The 18,414-nt window shown below is 42.1% G+C and carries 17 protein-coding genes; 3 read left to right on the top strand and 14 right to left on the bottom strand.

Annotated features, from left to right (window positions below; translation table 11 throughout):
* Positions 1-235: 235 nt before the first annotated feature.
* On the bottom strand, positions 236-946 hold the full coding sequence (locus NT010_05515; GenBank protein ID MCX5805515.1) for a VPLPA-CTERM sorting domain-containing protein: 711 nt from the start codon (positions 944-946) through the stop codon (positions 236-238).
* A gap of 245 nt (positions 947-1,191) precedes the next feature.
* Between NT010_05515 and NT010_05510 the strand changes: the two genes are divergently transcribed.
* The gene (locus NT010_05510; protein MCX5805514.1) at positions 1,192-2,355 is read left to right on the top strand and encodes an MFS transporter; all 1,164 of its coding nucleotides are present in this window, start codon (positions 1,192-1,194) and stop codon (positions 2,353-2,355) included.
* Between the two features lie 87 nt (positions 2,356-2,442).
* On the opposite strand, the gene NT010_05505 is transcribed toward NT010_05510, so the two are convergent.
* Positions 2,443-3,504: a radical SAM protein gene (locus tag NT010_05505; protein ID MCX5805513.1), complete on the bottom strand. Its 1,062-nt coding sequence runs from the start codon at positions 3,502-3,504 to the stop codon at positions 2,443-2,445.
* A 547-nt stretch (positions 3,505-4,051) separates the two neighbouring features.
* Between NT010_05505 and NT010_05500 the strand changes: the two genes are divergently transcribed.
* Both NT010_05500 and NT010_05495 read left to right on the top strand, forming a co-directional pair.
* Positions 4,052-4,255, top strand: coding sequence for a hypothetical protein (locus NT010_05500; protein MCX5805512.1), 204 nt, complete (start codon positions 4,052-4,054; stop codon positions 4,253-4,255).
* A 1-nt stretch (position 4,256) separates the two neighbouring features.
* Positions 4,257-5,921, top strand: coding sequence for a glycosyltransferase family 39 protein (locus NT010_05495; GenBank protein MCX5805511.1), 1,665 nt, complete (start codon positions 4,257-4,259; stop codon positions 5,919-5,921).
* Positions 5,922-5,983: 62 nt separating this feature from the next.
* On the opposite strand, the gene NT010_05490 is transcribed toward NT010_05495, so the two are convergent.
* From NT010_05490 to NT010_05435, 12 genes are all read right to left on the bottom strand, one after another.
* Positions 5,984-6,583 carry an HD domain-containing protein gene (locus tag NT010_05490; GenBank protein ID MCX5805510.1) on the bottom strand — a complete coding sequence of 200 codons (600 nt, stop codon included), beginning with the start codon at positions 6,581-6,583 and terminating at the stop codon, positions 5,984-5,986.
* A 138-nt stretch (positions 6,584-6,721) separates the two neighbouring features.
* Positions 6,722-7,630, bottom strand: a complete 909-nt coding sequence (locus NT010_05485; GenBank protein ID MCX5805509.1) for an epoxyqueuosine reductase — start codon at positions 7,628-7,630, stop codon at positions 6,722-6,724.
* Between the two features lie 319 nt (positions 7,631-7,949).
* Positions 7,950-9,230 (bottom strand): ammonia-forming cytochrome c nitrite reductase subunit c552, encoded by a 1,281-nt coding sequence (locus tag NT010_05480; protein ID MCX5805508.1) that lies wholly within the window; start codon positions 9,228-9,230, stop codon positions 7,950-7,952.
* The gene (locus NT010_05475) at positions 9,223-9,696 is read right to left on the bottom strand and encodes a NapC/NirT family cytochrome c (protein ID MCX5805507.1); all 474 of its coding nucleotides are present in this window, start codon (positions 9,694-9,696) and stop codon (positions 9,223-9,225) included. Before NT010_05475 ends, NT010_05480 begins: the two co-directional genes overlap by 8 nt.
* Before the next feature lie 70 nt (positions 9,697-9,766).
* Entirely contained in the window at positions 9,767-10,834 is a 1,068-nt protein-coding gene (locus NT010_05470; GenBank protein ID MCX5805506.1) for a DUF362 domain-containing protein, read from the bottom strand.
* 125 nt (positions 10,835-10,959) lie between these two features.
* Positions 10,960-11,478, bottom strand: a complete 519-nt coding sequence (locus tag NT010_05465; protein ID MCX5805505.1) for a hypothetical protein — start codon at positions 11,476-11,478, stop codon at positions 10,960-10,962.
* Entirely contained in the window at positions 11,475-13,136 is a 1,662-nt protein-coding gene (locus tag NT010_05460) for a tetratricopeptide repeat protein (GenBank protein MCX5805504.1), read from the bottom strand. Before NT010_05460 ends, NT010_05465 begins: the two co-directional genes overlap by 4 nt.
* Positions 13,137-13,173: 37 nt before the next feature.
* A complete protein-coding gene (lepB, locus tag NT010_05455; protein ID MCX5805503.1) occupies positions 13,174-13,833 on the bottom strand; it encodes a signal peptidase I in 660 nt (219 codons plus the stop codon).
* Between the two features lie 37 nt (positions 13,834-13,870).
* Positions 13,871-15,580, bottom strand: coding sequence for an arginine--tRNA ligase (gene argS / locus NT010_05450; protein MCX5805502.1), 1,710 nt, complete (start codon positions 15,578-15,580; stop codon positions 13,871-13,873).
* Entirely contained in the window at positions 15,546-15,719 is a 174-nt protein-coding gene (locus NT010_05445; protein MCX5805501.1) for a hypothetical protein, read from the bottom strand. Before NT010_05445 ends, argS begins: the two co-directional genes overlap by 35 nt.
* Complete coding sequence (locus tag NT010_05440) at positions 15,719-16,534, bottom strand: hypothetical protein (GenBank protein MCX5805500.1); 816 nt, start codon at positions 16,532-16,534, stop codon at positions 15,719-15,721. Before NT010_05440 ends, NT010_05445 begins: the two co-directional genes overlap by 1 nt.
* A gap of 243 nt (positions 16,535-16,777) precedes the next feature.
* Positions 16,778-18,361 (bottom strand): class I adenylate-forming enzyme family protein, encoded by a 1,584-nt coding sequence (locus NT010_05435; protein ID MCX5805499.1) that lies wholly within the window; start codon positions 18,359-18,361, stop codon positions 16,778-16,780.
* Positions 18,362-18,414 lie beyond the last annotated feature (53 nt).

The raw sequence follows: 18,414 nt of genomic DNA, 5'->3' as shown, positions 1-18,414 counted from the left end.
ATTCTCCGAAAATATTTTTTGTTCTCTTGCTTATAGAGGGTTCTTATAAATCTGAAGGTATTTTGATACAAAATTGTGCCAATAGCAACAGTTTTTTTGGGAGCAGGTCGGATATATCCAAAAAACTGGTATGGAAAATATGTGTAATATCCAATCCCGGAAACAACCTGTGGTGCAGGGAATAAAAAAGGCAGGGTCATAAAAACCCTGCCTTTTTGTGTCATTCCTGATTTCTTTATTCGAAAAATCTTCTTCTAAGCCCTGCCAGTCCTGCCAGACCGGGGCCAAAAAGCCATATGGCACCAGGGATAGGAACAGGAGTCGTACTTGTTTCAATTGTGAGGTTAACGCCGGCATAGTCACCCGTGCCCTGACCGCTCAGATGTAACTGGATGATATCCCCAATTGATATTGATATGTTGTCCAAGTCATATCCAGTGGTAAATAAGGATGGATTATTACGACTGTCTGATCCTCCTGAGCTGACAGATCCACTTGCCAACTGTACACCATTGATATAAATATACCAATTGTTAGTACGTCCCCAGTCTCTAGTATGCCAGACGCCGCCGCTTATTGAAGCGACACCGCTAATCGGGCTTGTCCATGTAATATCGGTATAGTCTGGGCCGGAAGGTGTATGTGTTATAATATCCCCTGCTATCCAATCGTGGGGAAATTGTTCCGTTCCATTACTCTTGAACCATCCGATATGACCATAAGGATATGTTACCCAACTTATTTGCGGAGTTCCCCAGTTGTCGCCTCCCCTGATTGCCGAAGGAAGGGGTGAACCATTTAAATTATAGGACCATACCTCATTAGGATTGCTTACATCGCTCCAATCGCTTCTCAAGTCATAGATAAGTGCATATGAGTTGGAAACCATGCACATTCCAAGCACAAAAAATCCAATCAACAATATTGATAAATATCTTAGTTTCATTTTACCTCCTTATATTATGAAAACAAAGTCATGTAACCCGATAACTCTATATTCTGTTGTCAAATAATACCCGTTAGCTTTCTACTCCTTTCCTGCTATGGTTAATTCTATAGATATATTTGACAATGTATAACAGATCAATTTTTTTGTATGTAGGAAAATTACTACAAATTGTGAAGGATATTTACGACAATTGCAAACAAAGTTATATGGAAATTATGAACATGTTAAGTTAGATTGTAAAAATGGAGCGATATTCAAATTTCCGGGGTAAAGCAATTCTTTTTCTTTTATTTCTTTGGTGTATATGGTTTTTTAGCTTCTCAGTCAGGATAATATTCTCACCAATCTTACCGATTGTAGAAGATGAGTTCATGGTAACTCACGCTAAGGCAAGCAGTATTTTCATTTTTCTGTCATTCGGATATGGTATTGCAGTGATTTCTTCCGGGCTTTTTTCCGGCAAATTCGGTTATAAAAAGTCTATTGTCTTCTCTCTGTTACTCTTAAGTCTGGTGGCCTTCTTAATCCCCTTTGTTCACAATTTATTTTTACTGTACCTTTTCGCTTTTGTACTCGGTTTTTCCGTCGGCATATATCTACCTTCTGCCATACCACTAATCACTGAATATTACTCTGAAAAAAACTGGGGCAAGGCAATAGCCATTCATGATACCGGGGCCTCAATCTCCATCTTTGCTACTCCCTTTGTTGCGCTCTTTCTTCTCCACTTTTTTCCCTGGCGCGGGATATTTGTGGTGTTTGCCTGCATCTTTCTGGTCTGCTCAATTGTTTTTCATTTGGGAAGCAGTGAGGTAAAAATCAGCCATTCTCCCAAAGCAATGTTCCGGGATATTGTTAGAATACGATCCCTTTGGCTGATGGCTATAATGTGGACTTTCGGCGCAGGGTCAAATCTCGGCATTTACTCCATCGTACCTCTGTATTTGACAAAGGAACTTCAGTTAAATATAGATTATGCCAATACCATATTGGGCATATCAAGATTGGGATCAGTTGGCGTAGCAATCACATGCGGTTTTCTTATTGACAGATTTAACCTTAGAAAAGTCATGTTTCTTTTGATAATCATTACGAGTTTTTTCACCATTCTCCTGGGTCTGACTCCTGTCAAATATATTGGGATCATTCTTTTCCTGCAGGCATTTTTTGTAACAGGTTTTTTCCCGGTAGGACTTGTAGCGATCGCAAAGACGTTCAGCCGGGAAATGAGAAGCCTGGCTACGGGGATTATCCTCGCCATAAGCATATTCTCCGGGGGCGGCATCATACCCTATTTTTTAGGTATCTCAGGGGATCTGTATAGTTTCAGGTTAGGCATTATAATTCTCGGCATATTCGCAGCACTGACCAGCACATTGGTTTTCCATCTGAAGGAACTTGAATAACCGAAAGGTGCTTTTCGCTGATAACTTGCCCTTGGTTTAAAATCTTCATAAAGTCATGTTGGACGCAGCAGAGCTTCCTGGAATTTCTCATTCAATAAAACATTGAGGGTCTTCTTCGAGGAAATCATCTCTCCCCTGAGAAAGCGAGTAGGCATAGGCAATGGCCCTGCATCCCCGGCAATTCGACCACCGTTTGCAGACCCGGCATTTCCCCTTATAGGCACTTTTATTTCTAAGTGCGTTGAGAACATTTGAGGCTGCCCATATCTCCCGTAATGAATCTTTTAAGATGTGACCGATGGGAATACCCAACCTCCTGCATGGAGTAATTGTACCGTCAGGAAGTAAGGTAATGCCTGATACTCCTGCTGCACAACCCCCGTCAGGAAATGAATCATCATGGTTTTCAGTAATTTCACTATTCAACTGTGATGCAACAGGGTCACCTGTGACGATTTCCAGACCCGGGGTATTGATGGAAAATATACTTTCGTATAATTCTTTTACTTTCTCCTTTTTAAGCATTCTGGGAAGTAATGTTAAACCTCTTCCATAAGGCACTAGCCTTGAAAAACCAAGGCGCTGGACACCAAGATCGGTTGCCAGCATCACCATGTCTGAAAAATAAGCTTCGTTTATTTCGGAGAGTGTTACATTCAACGTTACTGTTGTGCCCTCATCAAGAAGGTATTGAACCCCCTTTAATGCAGAGGAAAAACTATGTTTTCCCCGTATTGCTTCGTGTATTTCTTCCGGTCCCTCAAGGCTTACCTGTACGCCCTTAACGGGAATATCTGCAAAAAGCCGGGCATTTTCTTTTTTTATCATTGTCCCATTAGTAAGGAGGTATATATTGAACTTATACTTTTGAATTTTCTGAAGAATTTTCAAGAGGTCTTTTCGAAGAAGCGGCTCACCTCCTGTTATATTAAAACTTGTGGAGAAAGGAATCTCATATGTATCCGACCATTGCCCGATTGTGTTGGAGATATTTTGCAATGTCCTGTTAATTTCCGGGAGTGTCATCTCCGCCATGGTTCTTTTTTCCTGGTAGCAATGGGTACATGCAAGATTGCATCTTTCCGTAAGATGCCACTGAATAAAATAATCGAAAGAATTCTCTGTTTTATCGGTTTCATTAAATTCCATATTTTATTCCTTGCTTTCCATTAAGATAAGTATCGGTGTCGGGTTGCCCTAAAGCAAACACGCTTATTACGCTTAAGGCGGTAACATTTGCTCACATCCGGGCTGAAATACAAAGACAGGCAGATAAGGTAACACAGTACCTTAGCTGCCTGTCAATTATTGCGTTGCAGACCTGCAACGTTAAGTCTTTCAGCTCTTTCAATTGTGGCATCTCTTTACAGTATCTTTTACCAACGTTTTTTTGATACTGTTCCAGAAAACAGCCTCCTTCTCAAGTATCCCTTTATTCACCCTTTTTTTCAATTTTATCACCTCCTTCTGACCCTTACTTTATCGTGTAGTAATAATTCAATTATAACAGTCTTTAAAATACTGTCAAGGGTATTATGAACAGGACAATTGCATTAAATAAACTTACAAAGTACTGGCTACTTTAGTTTTGCACACAGTCTGCGTCATACTAATGATAAGAACACCTCGCCGGCTTTTCATCTGATAATCCTTTATCCCTGTTGCCTATCCGCCAGGAATCTGCAATAATAAAGAAATGCGAATTCTACTCATTGAAGATGATAAAACCATCGCCTTTTTCATCATGAAAGGTCTCAAGGAGGCTGGTTTTGTTGTCGACCGCGCAATAGATGGTTTTTTGGGCACATTATTAAATGAAGTGCTCTCAGGGGTCCAATCTATTATACGGACTTCTGAAGCGATTACCGGAAAGGGAAGCTACGGTGGGTGCAAAGGATAATATGTTAAAATGTTTGATATTGCTTCTCATTGTAGTGATACCGCTCTTTTCGCTGGGTATTTCCAACCACGGGCTCTGGACTGCCGATGAACCGAGGGTTGCGGAGATTGGCCGGGAAATGGCAGAAACAGGTAACTGGGCTGTTCCGACGTTAAACCAAAAGCCCTTTCTTGAAGAGCCACCTCTTTACTATGGAGTCCTGTCACTCACTTTCAAGGCCTTCGGGGTTTCTGATAAAGTGGTACGAATCCCATCTGCCTTCTTCGCCTTTGCATCTGTTCTCGTTATTTTTTTCATGGCACATCTCCTCTTCGGTTCAAGGGTTGCCCTCCTTGCCGGACTTGTCCTTGCCACAACCGGCGAATACTTCCGTGTCGCCCATTGGGTTATTGTAGACGGCGCTCTTACCTTCTTTATTATGAGCGCCATGGGTCTTTTTATTACTGGATATCTTTCCGAAAGCAACAGGAAGAAACTTCTATGTTATATCCTCCTTTATGTATCATGTACATTCGCCTTCTACACTAAAGGATTCATCGGCATCGTTATACCCGGACTGACCATCCTTGTCTTTCTGGCAGTAGAAAAAAATTTCAGGGAACTTCTTAAAATGCGTCTATGGCTTGGCGTTCTTATCTTCATTATCATGACTCTTCCCTGGTTTGTCGCTCTCTGGCAGCAGGCCGGTATGGAGCATCTCAAGGTTTTCTTCATACATAACCATTTGCAACGGTTCCTTCCTGCCGGCATGGCAGGGAGTATTTCCGGAAGTGTATCGGGACACCACAGTCCTTTTTACTACTACCTCACAGGATTTCCAACCGGTTTTCTTCCCTGGAGCATTTTGCTTGTACCAGTCTTCTATTATGCCTTTTCAAAACCAAGTCAACTAAATGCGGCCAACACTGCATCACAAAAAGGCCGTCTATTCGCAAAATGCTGGTTCCTTTCGGGTATTATCTTCCTTAGTATTGCATCGACGAAACGGACGCTTTATCTCATGCCCATCTTCGCACCTATGGCTATGCTCACTGCAGGTTATATCAATTCCACCATGACATCCCAAGGACTGAACAGGATTGGAAAAGTCTTCCTCTGGGCTTTTGCTGTGTTTTTGCTTATTATCGGTTTTGCTCTAACACCCGCCTATTTCTTAATGAAGAAGGCGTTACTCACCGGTGTTCCCGGTAATTTTTTAGCTGCGGTCATTGTTGTTTCCATACTTGTCACGGTAATCTCTCTCACAGGGATTTTATATCTTTACCATGGAAATCTCAAAAGATACTGGATTTCAATCAATCTCTCGACTATTGCGTTATTGCTATTTGCTCTAACAGCCATAGTTCCTATCCTGGATGGTCACAAAAGCTTTGTCCCTTTCTCCAGTAAGGTCATGGCTATCGTACCGGCCGATCAGCCGCTTTACGCCTATCAGCCCGATGAAACTTTGAGGGGTGCCGTACCTTTCTATACAGGGCGTTATGCTATTGAAATTGAGGAACTCGGCAACGATCTTCTCAAAAAAGAAGAACCTTTCTTTGTCATGATCAGGGATAAAAGAGATGAAATGGAAAAGAAATTATTGTCTACAGGCAAGTTCTCCGTTCGGGTTAAACAAGAGATGGGAACAGACCGAGCACTTGTCCTTCTCTCAAACAAACAATAGGGAAAACCGTAAACGGACATCTCCTTGCCGATAGTGAGAGCACGAGAATCATTACTCAGAAATTAGGCGCCCGCTCCCAGTTCCTCTTTCAGCCTTACAAAATAGTCCTTGATGTAATTGTAATCCTGCAAGGCCAGATTTCGCGTCTCCGGAAGGGCAAGCCCTTCCCACCGGGCATCAATGTCATCGAGCATATAATCTATGGGTTTCTTTCCATAGAAATGTCGGATGTACCTGAGAACACCCACAACCCCAAGAGTATCAATTTTATCGGCATCATACAAAATCTTTGACTCAAGAGTTGTCCTGTCCTCCGAACCGGCACTTACATCATGAACCTTGATGGCATGCAAGACAGCGTCTCTTTTTCCCTGCGGAAAAACGATCCGCTCGAGCACCGGCTCAGCCTTTTGGGCGCTGAGAGCACCGTGAGCCTTGTCATCAATATAATGACGCCCGAGATCATGGAGATAAACTGCCGCAACCAGTATCTCAAGGTCCGCGTCCAGTTTTTCTCCAAGGCGTATGCAACGTCTCAGCACACGGATAATATGATCCCTTGCATGAACTTCAGAAGGTGAAGGTGCCTTCTGCATTTCAACAGAAAGTTCGTTCTCAAGCACCGGAATCCAATGTTTCCACTGACTTGTCTGATTGTCCATTCACTCCTCCTCATCATCTTATATTCCACCAATCTTAATGCCAAACATAGGAGGCCGCCAGCGAGCCGCTTTTTTGTTGATTAGCTGCACGCCTCATTAAAATCAGGCGGTCTTACAAGTACAGTCCGGGTACATAGGTTACACTTTGTTCCTGGTTTTGGAATACCTTTTCATTGCTTTCCCCCTCTTTTGCTCGGGTATCCCCGACTCACATGGTACTTTTGTTTGGCAGAGTCCGCAGACGTTTATATCAATATTGAAGTGCGTCTTCGCATACTCGGTGCAAATTCCGTCACAGTGGGCTCTGCATTTCACCTTATCGTGCCCTTTTTCTGTAATGGCTCCTACAGGGCACCTTTTAATACATAAGCCGCAGGCGCCTTCTGTCAAAAAAAGACAGTATTCCGTATGCTTTTTATAAGGTCTCTTCGTGGGAGAAATGGTGATTTGTGCTACAATTGACCCGCATCTCATTGCTTTACCTGCAGGAGTGATGAGCCCATCGCAGAGCCCGAAGGTACCGAGTCCCGCGGCATATGCGGCGTGTCGTTCAGACCAGGTCGAGGAATAGCCGTACTTTTCCGATATCTGTTCCGACCAGTGGGACGGAGCACAGGGAGCCATGGCCTTGTAACCGGCTTCTCCGAGCGTTTTTATCAGATGTTTCTGTAGCTTCACGTTAACGAGAATGCCAAACTTTTTTCCTCTGGCCCAGCGCTCGGAAGGATAAGCTTTCTCTTTTCTGTTATCCATTTTGGTCTGTTTTATATGCGGCAATATCCAGCTTATTACGGTCAACTCATCAGGTCTTACCCCTGATCCGGAATAAACTTTTTCAAATACTTCCAGGGGTGTCAGGTAGAAGACGCCGATATCCTTTTTGAATTCATCAAAGATCGGATCGTCTCCGCGGGCGTATCCTACAATAGGTGCGTCAAAGACCTTGTCGTTGGCATTATTCCCAAGGGTGTTTTCGGAAGATTCGATAAAGTCTTCAATAAGCCCCCTGATCCATGCCTCTTTGTTATTTTGCTTGGCGTTATTCATTAGACCACCTCTTTAAGGAATCTTCCCTTTCCATATTATAGTCAATTTTCTTTTGTATCGTTGTATCCTAACAAACCTGTAGAAAAAGTTCGATATTTTTTTATGGCTCGTAACTAAATGATATATCCGGGATTAAAGCATAATTTATTCAAATCTACTTTTTAAACAGGCTCAACCAAAAAAAATCAGCCGCGGCTGTAAGCTGGCGACTGGACTGAGTTATTGGACAACTTGTTGTTGTATAATGTATTTGCCACTATTACTTTTAGTCGGTCTTAACAAATAATTCAAATGTCAAGGGTTTCCCTCTATGCTTCCCTCAAAACTGTGTTCCGGCCGCCTTGTTGGCTTTGGCAATGGCCTGGTGGGCCATGTCGATGGAGCGGCCCAGAGTGTTCATAACTTGGTCAGGGTTATGGAAACCCATGCTATTTTCGGCAGCCACTATATCCCAGAACCATTGAGCCTTTCGGGCCAGTTCCCGCGCCTGGTCGAGTTGTGCCTTATCAGCCCTGACAACGGCCCCTGCCTTGCCGATAACCTCATGAGCCCGTGCGACGGTCTGTCCGGCTGTTCGCTGCAACTGCCAGACATTGTTCTGGATGATCCTGACACGATCCAGGAGCCAGACTGCGTCTTGGGTGTGACAGGTCTGGCAGGAGGTCTTCGTATGCTTCATGGGACTGGTTACCCAGTGGGATGTGTATTTTTGACCGTTTTCACGTATGTATGGCATGTGGCAATCTGCACAGGAGACTCCGGATTTCCCATGTACACCGTTGGTCCAGGTTTCAAAGTCCGGGTGTTGCGCCTTGAGCATCTTCGCCTGTGAATCTGGGTGCTGCCAGTCCTGGTCAAACCCGGCAGGGGTGCCGCTATAGTAAGCATACATCTGTTCAGGCAGGAAACCTTTGTCCCAGGGGAAGACAACCTTCTTAGATTCAGGCTCGAAATAGTACTCTGCATGGCACTGGCCGCAGACATAGCTGCGCATCTCTTCACGGGACGCTTTCTGCAAATCAACGCCTCGTCGCTGCATGGCTTCGATGAAAGCCGGATTGATGACACGGAGATTCATAGTCGCCGGGTCATGACAGTTTGCACACACAATGGGATGCTTCATTTTTGGGAAAAGCTCGGTAAGGGGTATTTTGGCATATTTCCATCCCATCTCCCTGTAAATGTCGATGAGGTTGGCTGTTTTGCAAGTCATACAGGCGCCAGGGCTTGCCGGCGTGATCCGTTTCGTTTTTTTAATATCTTCAAGGGCGTAAGGGTGTCCCCGATCTTCAGTGTATTCCTTACTGAAGGCCATTCCCTTGAAGTTCATGAGGATTTCCGGTTCTTTAAGAGACTTTTCAATCTTTTCGCTGCCGCCAAAACCTGTTGGGGATGGTGCCATTTCCAGGTTTCTTATATAGCTTTTGTATTCCAGGGGATAATATTTCCCCCAGACTGCCGGATCGTACTCTCCGGCAGGTATCTTCGCCAGCTTGAGCGTCAATTTGGGTTGATGAAGGAAAGCTTGTACGACAACAGCAACAAAAACAATGATCACGATCCCAAGTATCAGCAGCGATAGCTTTGTTTTCTTACTCAACTTTCATTCCTCCTTTTTCCAATCCTCGTCCATGAACCAGATTGTGGTGGCATTTCAGGCATTCACCTCCCTGTCGGGCCATTGGCGTGTTTTCAATAGTTGAATAATGACAACGGAGACAATTTCCTTGAGCAATTCCCTTGCCTTCCGACGAGATGAGGATTGCCGCCGGGTAGGTCCGCAAAGTTTCATGGAAAAGGTCGTTGAGCCCGGCTCGGGCCTTGTAGGTAGCCTGGACGATAAAATTACTGTTTGGCAGGTGACATTCGATACAGGCAAACTGTTTATGGTAGGATTGTTGCCAGCGATTGCCAACATGTTCCATGCTGTGGCAAGTGACGCAGAAGCGGGGGCTTCCCGCTCCGTGATAGCCAATAGCCATGAATACCGCAATCAGGATGCCTATTATAATAACAGCGACTATGATTAATCTGCCCGATTGGCAGCGGTTGTCTATGGGTCTCACTTTTCCCTCCCTCGATCAGGTGAATAAAACCAGGATCAGCCCTTGATATTTGAAAATTTACCCAACACGATTAAACTCTGATTGCCCCCTCAGTGCACATCTCCTGGCAACAGTAACAACGTATGCACTTTTTGTAATTAAAAAACACGGTTTTTTCAACAACAGAAAGAGCACCTGCTGGGCACACATGCTCACAGACCCCGCATCCCTTACATATGCTTTTTTGTAATTTCGGTTTTTTTATAAAAACGTTTTTTAGCACCTTCTTCGCCATATCGGGAAGATTCCAGTTGGTATCCATCGTACCCGGCATTTGAAAGCCATCCGATATGGATGCAGGAGCATTAACTGAGATCGTCTCAAAATCGGGCACCATACCATATTCTCTAGCCTTTGAGGTTATAGGAAGAGGAAATGGTACACATGCAAGTTGCTCTACATAGCGATCAAGGGCGAATGCATTCTTACTTAGAGCAACTATCCCAAAATCTCTTACCCTGCCGCTGCCTGGTCCATCTCCATCCATGCCGATAATTCCGTCAATAATCGTTATTGCAGGTTTCACAATGTTATGAATATCAATAAGTATCGAGGCAAAGATTGCTTTATCCGTTCCTGCCTTCAGGTGCCACTTTGCTTTATCAAGGCCATGAATAAAACCAAAGGTGTTTTTTACTCCCAGAGTAAGGCCCATCATTACATGAGTTTTTAGCTTGGGAAGGTTGATAATTATTTCGAAATCATCGGGGTCTTCGCCCAGAATAAACTCTCGGTAAGGGGAAATACCCTGATATTTTTTTATAATCTTTTTATTAAAAGAGAGTATCTTTAAACCACAATCTTTAACCACATCCATAATACCTGATTTTGACAGGACTTTTTCTGTGGATTCATATCCCGGACTATCCCCGATATAAACATCACATGAGGAGTCCAGCAATAATTCAGATATAGCCCTTACAAATTCCGGCCGGGTAGTTACGGCTTTTTCCAGTGATTTCCCGCTTAAAAGATTAGGTTTGAGCAGAACCCTTTGGCGTGACGCCTTAAAACCTACTTCCATAAAGCCTGTGTGGAAAAAATCCTTCAGCATTTTAATATCGTAGGAATCACATCTTTCTGCCACTACCTTTTCCACAACATATTCTCCACGACCAGGTTTATTTTGAATAGTTTTCGATACAACGATCTATCCGGCATCAGGTAAAAAGGAACACGCCCTTAACCTCCGGTAATTAACATAAATAAATCTGCATAAAATCCCTATTGCTCTTTTTCATCAAAAACAGCTTCAAGGAAGTTCATACAAATACTACCATCCTTGCCCTTCCAGCATATACTATTTTCAGTATTGTCGAGCCGGTATATAACCACATAATTTTCCCTTTTAAAGTAAACGCTTTCCCGGCCTTCTTTCCGATAATTCATAAAAGATATATCATCTATAAATTCATTGAGTTTAATTCCAAATCTTTCTTCAAACATTTTTTCATTACTGAATTTTTCGTCACTGCTTACAAATGAGAATTTATCCCTGTTCTTGGCAAGATAGACAACTGTTTCCCCAAAGGGTCCGTAAACCTCGAACTGCAGCCTATCGGGGTGTTTCATTTTTAAAGACATGGAGCCTGAATATTTCATATCCCTCCAGGAAATATCAATATCGCAAAGCGCCTCCAGATACTCTATTTTTTCAGGCCATATTATATGTGTTTTTCGGGGAAATAATGCACAGGATGAAAGCAGAATAAAAAAACAAAAAACTATGAATGTTTTTTTCACTTTCTTTTTTCTTCTATTGCCTTTATCTTCTTCTCAATTGCCTTTTTCTTTTCCTCTTTGCTTTCCAGTTTCATGGATTTTTCAAAATACTCCTTTGCCCTGTCGTAATCTTTCATACTTGTATAGGCTTCACCGAGATGCTCGGTAATGGTCGGGTCATCAGGCAGCTTCTGATGTGCCTTTAATAATTCATCAAGGGCTTTCTTGTAATCACCCTTTTTATAATATACCCAGCCTATGCTGTCCATGATATATCCATCGTCGGGCTTTTTTGCAAGTGCCTTTCTTATCATCTCCTCAGCTTTGTCAAGGTTAGTGCCCTTATCTGCCCATGTATAACCTATGAAATTCAGGGCATTCGGGTAATCAGGATCAATTTTCAGCGTTTCTTCCATATATAGCAATGCTTTATCAGTATTCCCGCTCTTCTCATATACTATTCCGATCTGATAAAGAAGCTCAATATTTTTCGGATCACGTCTATTTGCTTCTTCCAGGACTTCAATACTCTTTTTGTAATCCGACTTTTCTTCATAAAGGGCAGACAACATTACATAAAGGTCAATATTGTCTTTTTTGCTTTCCAGATAGTCCTTAAATTTATTTATTCCCTCTTCAACCAAACCTGTTTTAATATACAGCAAGGTCATGGTCTTTATTGCACTATTAAATTCCTCTGAGCCAGGGTCTATCTTTGCCAATTCATCAATAGAACTCTTCATATCGCCTTTTTCTTTCAATGCATAGGCAAGATACAACCTGATCATATTGTTTTTTGGCGATGATGCAAGTAATATGTTGAATTCTCTTATTGCTTCATCATATCTACCTTTTTCAAGATGCAGCAGACCTATTTTGCCCCTTACAGAAAGATCTTCCCTGTCCATGTCAGACATTTTTTCAAATTCATGAATAGCCTTATCATATTCTTTTTCCCTGACAAAAATATTTGCAATTTTTGTCCTCGCTTTTTTATTGAGGGGGTCAAAAGCAATAATTTTTTGATAATACTCCATAGCTTTAGCATTATTATTCTCAATCTCATAAATAAGACCAAGATCGAAAAATGCAGGCTCAAAATTAGATTTTAGCTCAATGACCCTGCTGTAATATTTTTTTGCTTCTTCATAATCCTTTAATTCAGCTTTTAACCTGCCGATATAATAAAGTGTTATGATATTGTCATTATCATAGGATATTATTTTTTCATATACTTTAACAGCTTCATCATGATTCTTCTCAGATATATACAAAGAACCCAGGTGCAGATAGGCTTCTGTATCCTCAGCATTGATGGCAATACATTTTTCATACATTGTCTTTGCCTTGCCGAGCAGCCCCTTCGCAGAGTAGACACCTCCAAGCAAAATAAGGGCGGTACGATTCTTTTCATTCAGGACAATTGCTTCCTCAAGCAGCTTTTGTGCATTGTCAAGTTCGCTTTTCTTGATATACGAAAAAGATAGCTCCGATCTGATATAGGAAGAATCGGGGTTAAGACGAAGAGCAGACTTATAATAATTTATGGCATCTTCAGACTGGCCCCTTGTTTCGCTTCTGTATCCCTTTAAAAAAAAGAGTATGGACGAAGAGTAATCACTTGCAAGCAGGGAGAAGGGGATAAACAACATGAGCACATAAATAAAGAGTTTTCTCATAATACCTGATAATAACATACAAGCCTTTTAAAATCTATTATCGTATAAGATTCCCAATCCTCGACCACCTTATGAATCCAAGCGCATTGTCAGGCTTTACATTCCAGGAAAAATACAATATAAGCGCCCTCCCTACAAGATGATCTTTAGTGACAACACCCCAGTATCTGCTGTCAAGACTTCTGTCTCTGTTGTCGCCCATAACAAAGTAGGAATTCTTAGGCACTTTGTATGGTCCAAAATTATCTCTCGGGTTAACATGTTCAGGCAGTATTATGTTGTCTATGTAATGCCCCCATTTGTCTTCTATCCTTTTTCCATTTATATAGATGACTTTATCCTTGATAGATATATTATCACCTTCGGTTGCCATGACCCTCTTAATAAAATCCTTGTCCGGGTCAATGGGATAACGAAAGACCACTATATCCCCCTTTTTTGGATCTCCAAGACTAAAGATTACTTTATCCGTGAAAGGAATCTTCATCACATAGCTTAACCTATTTACAAGAAGATGGTCACCAATAAGGAGTGTAGGCTCCATAGAGCTTGAGGGTATCCTGAATGCCTGAACAAAAAAACTTCTCACAAAAAATGCTATAATTGCTGCAATAATTAATGATTCAACATATTCCCTGGTTTTACTCTTAGTTTTTCCTTTTATTGCTTCCATGTTTATGTCTTTTGTATTTTTCACTTTTCACCTTTTACTTTCTTTACTTTTTCACAGATTCCTACATTTTTTCAGGCGTTGATACGCCGAGTATATCCAACCCGTACTTAATCACATACTGCAGCATGTAAAGAAGCAGCAGCCTTGCGATAGTCAGGTCTTTCTCGTTCTTTAAAATCCTCGTCTTATTATAATAACTGTGAAACTTACTTACAAGTTCTATAAGATAAAACGTTATCCTATGCGGTTCAAGACTACGTGAACTTCCCTCCAGGATATCATAGAGATGGAGTATCGATTTGATCAAATCAATTTCCTCTTTAACCGTCAAAAGATCAACCCTGACAGCGTCTCCTTCCAATGCCACATCACCATTTATTGTCTGCTCCCTGGCTTTTGCCTTCAAAAAATCAATATCTATTCCGTCTTCCTTAGCATTCCTGAAAATACTTGCAATCCTTGCATAGGCATATTGAACATAATATACAGGATTTTCGCTTGATGTTTTCTTCGCAAGATCAAGATCAAATTCAAGATGAGCATCGCTTTTACGCATTAAAAAGAAAAAACGGGCAGCATCCTTCCCTACCTCATCAAGAACCTCCCTGAGAGTTGTGAACTGCCCTGATCTTGTCGACATACCCACCGGCTTTCCATCTTCAAGGAGAGTAACAAACTGGATAAGGAGAACCTTGAGATCTTCCTTGCGGCCCCCAGTGGCTTCCACGCCTGCCTTCATCCTCGGGATATACCCGTGGTGATCAGACCCCCATATATCTATGAGAATATCAAAGGACCGGTTGAACTTGTCTTTATGATAGGCAATATCTGAAGCAAAGTATGTCTTCTCGCCATCAGACTTAATCAATACTCTGTCCTCATCCTTCTCAAAAAGGCTCGTCTTGAACCAAAGCGCTCCTTCCTGCTCATACGCATAGCCCTTTGTTTTGAGTGATTCCAGGGTCGCTTCGACAATTCCGTTCCTGTGCAGGGTTGTCTCACTGAAATAGTTGTCGAAAAAAACACCGAAGCTCTCAAGGTCACTCTTGATACCATCCAGGACCGTATCACCGGCAAATTTTGCAAAAAAATCTATGGCCTCTTTTCTATCTTCAGGAATAATTAACCCCTGCTTGATTGCATCGGCTGCAATATCCTTAACGTACGCACCCTTATAAAAACTGTCTTCAAATACAACATCCTCACCTTTCAGCTCTCTCCACCGTGCGTAGGTCGATTCACCGAGCGTATCTATCTGTTTACCCGCATCATTCACATAATATTCCTTTACAACGTTGTAACCGGTTTTCTTTAGTATGTTTGCAAGCACATCGCCTACAGCAGCTCCCCTTCCGTGCCCTATATGAAGGGGCCCTGTAGGGTTGGAACTCACAAACTCCATAAGGACTTTTTTGCCTTTCCCAACGTCGGGCATGGAGGCCTCCAGTCCATTGTTGAATATCTCCGATAGTGCCTGCCGCCATATTTCATCTTTTATATAAAAATTTATAAACCCTTTCCCTGCAAGTTCGACCTTATTACATACATCACCAAAATGCATACGGCCGATGAGAATTTTTGCAATATCCTGAGGGCTTTTTCTGATTTTAGGGGCTAATAAAAAGGCAATGTTTGTGGAATAATCGCCAAACTCTTCTTCTCTGGGAATTTCTATAATAGGCTCTGTTTTAACATCGTAAGGTAAAATACCTTCAGTTTTACATATATCACAGGCCTCATTTATTATCTCCACTACCCGTTTTCTTATCATCCGGTGTCTCCGTATTCTTAATAGAAAGATCCTTTGTAAAATCAGGACATCTTAACGTTACATCCTTACTTTTTAAAAACTTTTTCTGACAATTCTCTCTCCATGCACAGATTATGCAGAGTGAAGGTTCGTTAGCCATTATATCTCCTTTATAATCTCCTTATAAAATTTAGGCTTTCTTTCTTTCATCAGCGGCCACTCTCTCCGGATATGTTTCAGATATTCAAAGTCAATATCTGCCAAAAGGATACTGTCAACCGCCCCAGTCGGCCCCCCTATCAATTCTCCCTCCGGATTCACACAAAAACTCATCCCGTAGAAATCAAGGTCATTCTCGCTTCCTACCCTGTTTACTCTCATAATATACAAACCATTCATTATAGCATTTCCTGAAATAACCGTCTGCCATATATGCTGGGTCTTGAAAGCGCACGCAGTGGGTGAAAAAACTATTTCAGCGCCTTTCAAAGCAAGGACTCGTGTACTCTCGGGATACAGGTTGTCCCAGGAGATTTGAACTCCAAGTCTTCCATACTTTGTGTCAAAGACGGGCAATCCTTTTTTGCCTGGAGAAAAATAATATTTCTCTTCCCATAGCGGTATATCAGGAATATGAATTTTTCTGTATACTCCGGATGTCTTACCGTCAGCATCTATAATTACACAACTATTATAAAAATGCGACGTATGCTTTTCGAATATGGGCAGCAGGATTACGGAATCTGAGGCTTTCGCCTTCTTCCTGAAAGTACCAACAATTTTATTTCTTATATCATCGGCTAACAGGAAAGCTTTTTCATCTCTTCCCTTGGGAAACCAATGCTGGTTGAACATTTCCTGAAAACATATGATCCGTGCACCTTCTTTCAGGGCTACATCCATGATTTTCAGAGCCTTATTAATATTTTCCTCTTTATCCTCAGAACACGCAAATTGAATGCCTGCTATCTTCATATATTGAAAACCCGTCTCATTTTTTATTATATTGATTATGCACTTTCAGGTAAAAAGAACACCATATACAGGGAAATATCTGCTGTATATTTCATTGTTTGCCCTCTTTGCATTGTCATGTCAAAACTAACAGATGAAATTGAGACATGTCAAGGGAAAAACCGCAGGATATGTCCGGATCGTCTTCGGTTCTATACATGTTGGAATAAACCGTCGGCTTTAGCCGGTGGTTTATTCCAACCATTACTTTATCTTGAATGCTTCCTCCATGCCTATATACTTTTTCCTCAGTTTTGTCTTCTCTATTTTGCCGGTAGGATTCCTTGGAATCTCACCGAAAAAGACCTTTCGGGGACGTTTGTATTTCGGCAGTTTCTCGCAGTATGCAAGGACCTCTTCTTCGGTAAGCATTTTGCCGGGGACCACATCAACCACAATGGCAACAATCTCTCCAAGCCGCTCATCAGGAATGCCGATAGCTGCGGTATCTTTAACACAGGGGTTTGTGTGGAGGAAATCTTCAACTTCAACAGGAAAGACATTTTCACCGCCGGTAATAATGACATCCTTCTTCCTGTCCACAATATAGATAAAGCCGTCTTCATCTTCTTTTGCCATATCACCGGTAAAAAGCCATCCGTTTATAAGTGCCTTTTCCGTTGCTTCAGGATTCTTGTAATACTCACGCATTACACCATTGCCGCGGACACATAGTTCTCCCGGCTCGCCCTTCTTTACAGGATTACGGTTTTCATCGACAATCTTTGTTTCACAGTTGAAGCCGGGACGTCCTATAGCGCCGACCTTGTGGATATTCTCAATCCCCAGATGGACACAGTTCGGTCCTGTGGCCTCGCTCAAACCATAAGTAGTATCATAGGCCATATCCGGAAAATATTTCTTCCAGTGGATAATAAGGGAAGGCGGGACCGGCTGTGCGCCTATATGCATGAGACGCCATTGGGAAAGCTTGTAATCCTTTAATTTTAATTCGCCGCTGTCCAGTTTGAGCAATATATCCTGAGCCCAGGGCACAAGAAGCCAGACAATGGTTCCTCCTTCCTCATTCACCGCCTCAAGAGTCCATTGCGGGGAAATTCCTTTCAGGATTACGGAAGTCCCTCCTACAATAAGGCTGCCAAACCAGTGCATCTTCGCTCCTGTATGGTAAAGGGGCGGTATGAGTATGAAGATGTCCTTCTTTGTCTGGAAATGGTGCATGTTTTCCGTAATACAAGCCGTTGCCATATTTAAATGAGTAAGCAGAATCGGCTTCGGTTGACCCGTTGTGCCGGAAGTAAAATAAAGGCCGCAGGGATCTTCGAAAGTAATGTTTACGATCGGCGGCATTGGAGACGATCCGGTCAGAAGCCGAGAAAATGATTCGGCATAGGAAGGACATTTTTCGCCTGTACAGATGTAGTGTTTAACAGAGGTTAATCCGGCATTGATAGGCTCTATTCTTTCTTCAAATTCTTCGCCGAAAATAAAAATATCTGGTTGAGCCACATCAGCACAATATTGGATGTCGTTGCTCATAAATCTGAAGTTAAGAGGCACTACCCATGCGCCTGTCCTCACTATACCGAAATAAGCAATAAGCCAGTCAATGGAATTATTCATTAGGTGCATGACTTTATCGCCTTTTTTAATGCCTTTTGACAAAAGAACGTTGGCAAAACAATTAGCACGCTCATCAAATTCACGCCATGTTATGATAAACCTTTTACCCTCCGCCGGCATCCTTTCGACAAGGGCAATATCATCAGGATACATCCTGCCGTTTCTTGCCAGCATCTCACCGATATGGACATTAATGTCAGTCATTTTTAACCCCCTTTATTTTCAACTACATAACACCACAATATTTATACGTATGT

The organism is Pseudomonadota bacterium (genome assembly GCA_026388275.1).
Lineage (GTDB): Bacteria > Desulfobacterota > Syntrophorhabdia > Syntrophorhabdales > Syntrophorhabdaceae > JAPLKB01.
The sequence above is the reverse complement of the archived record's forward strand: the minus strand, read 5'-3'. Positions and strand labels throughout refer to the sequence as shown.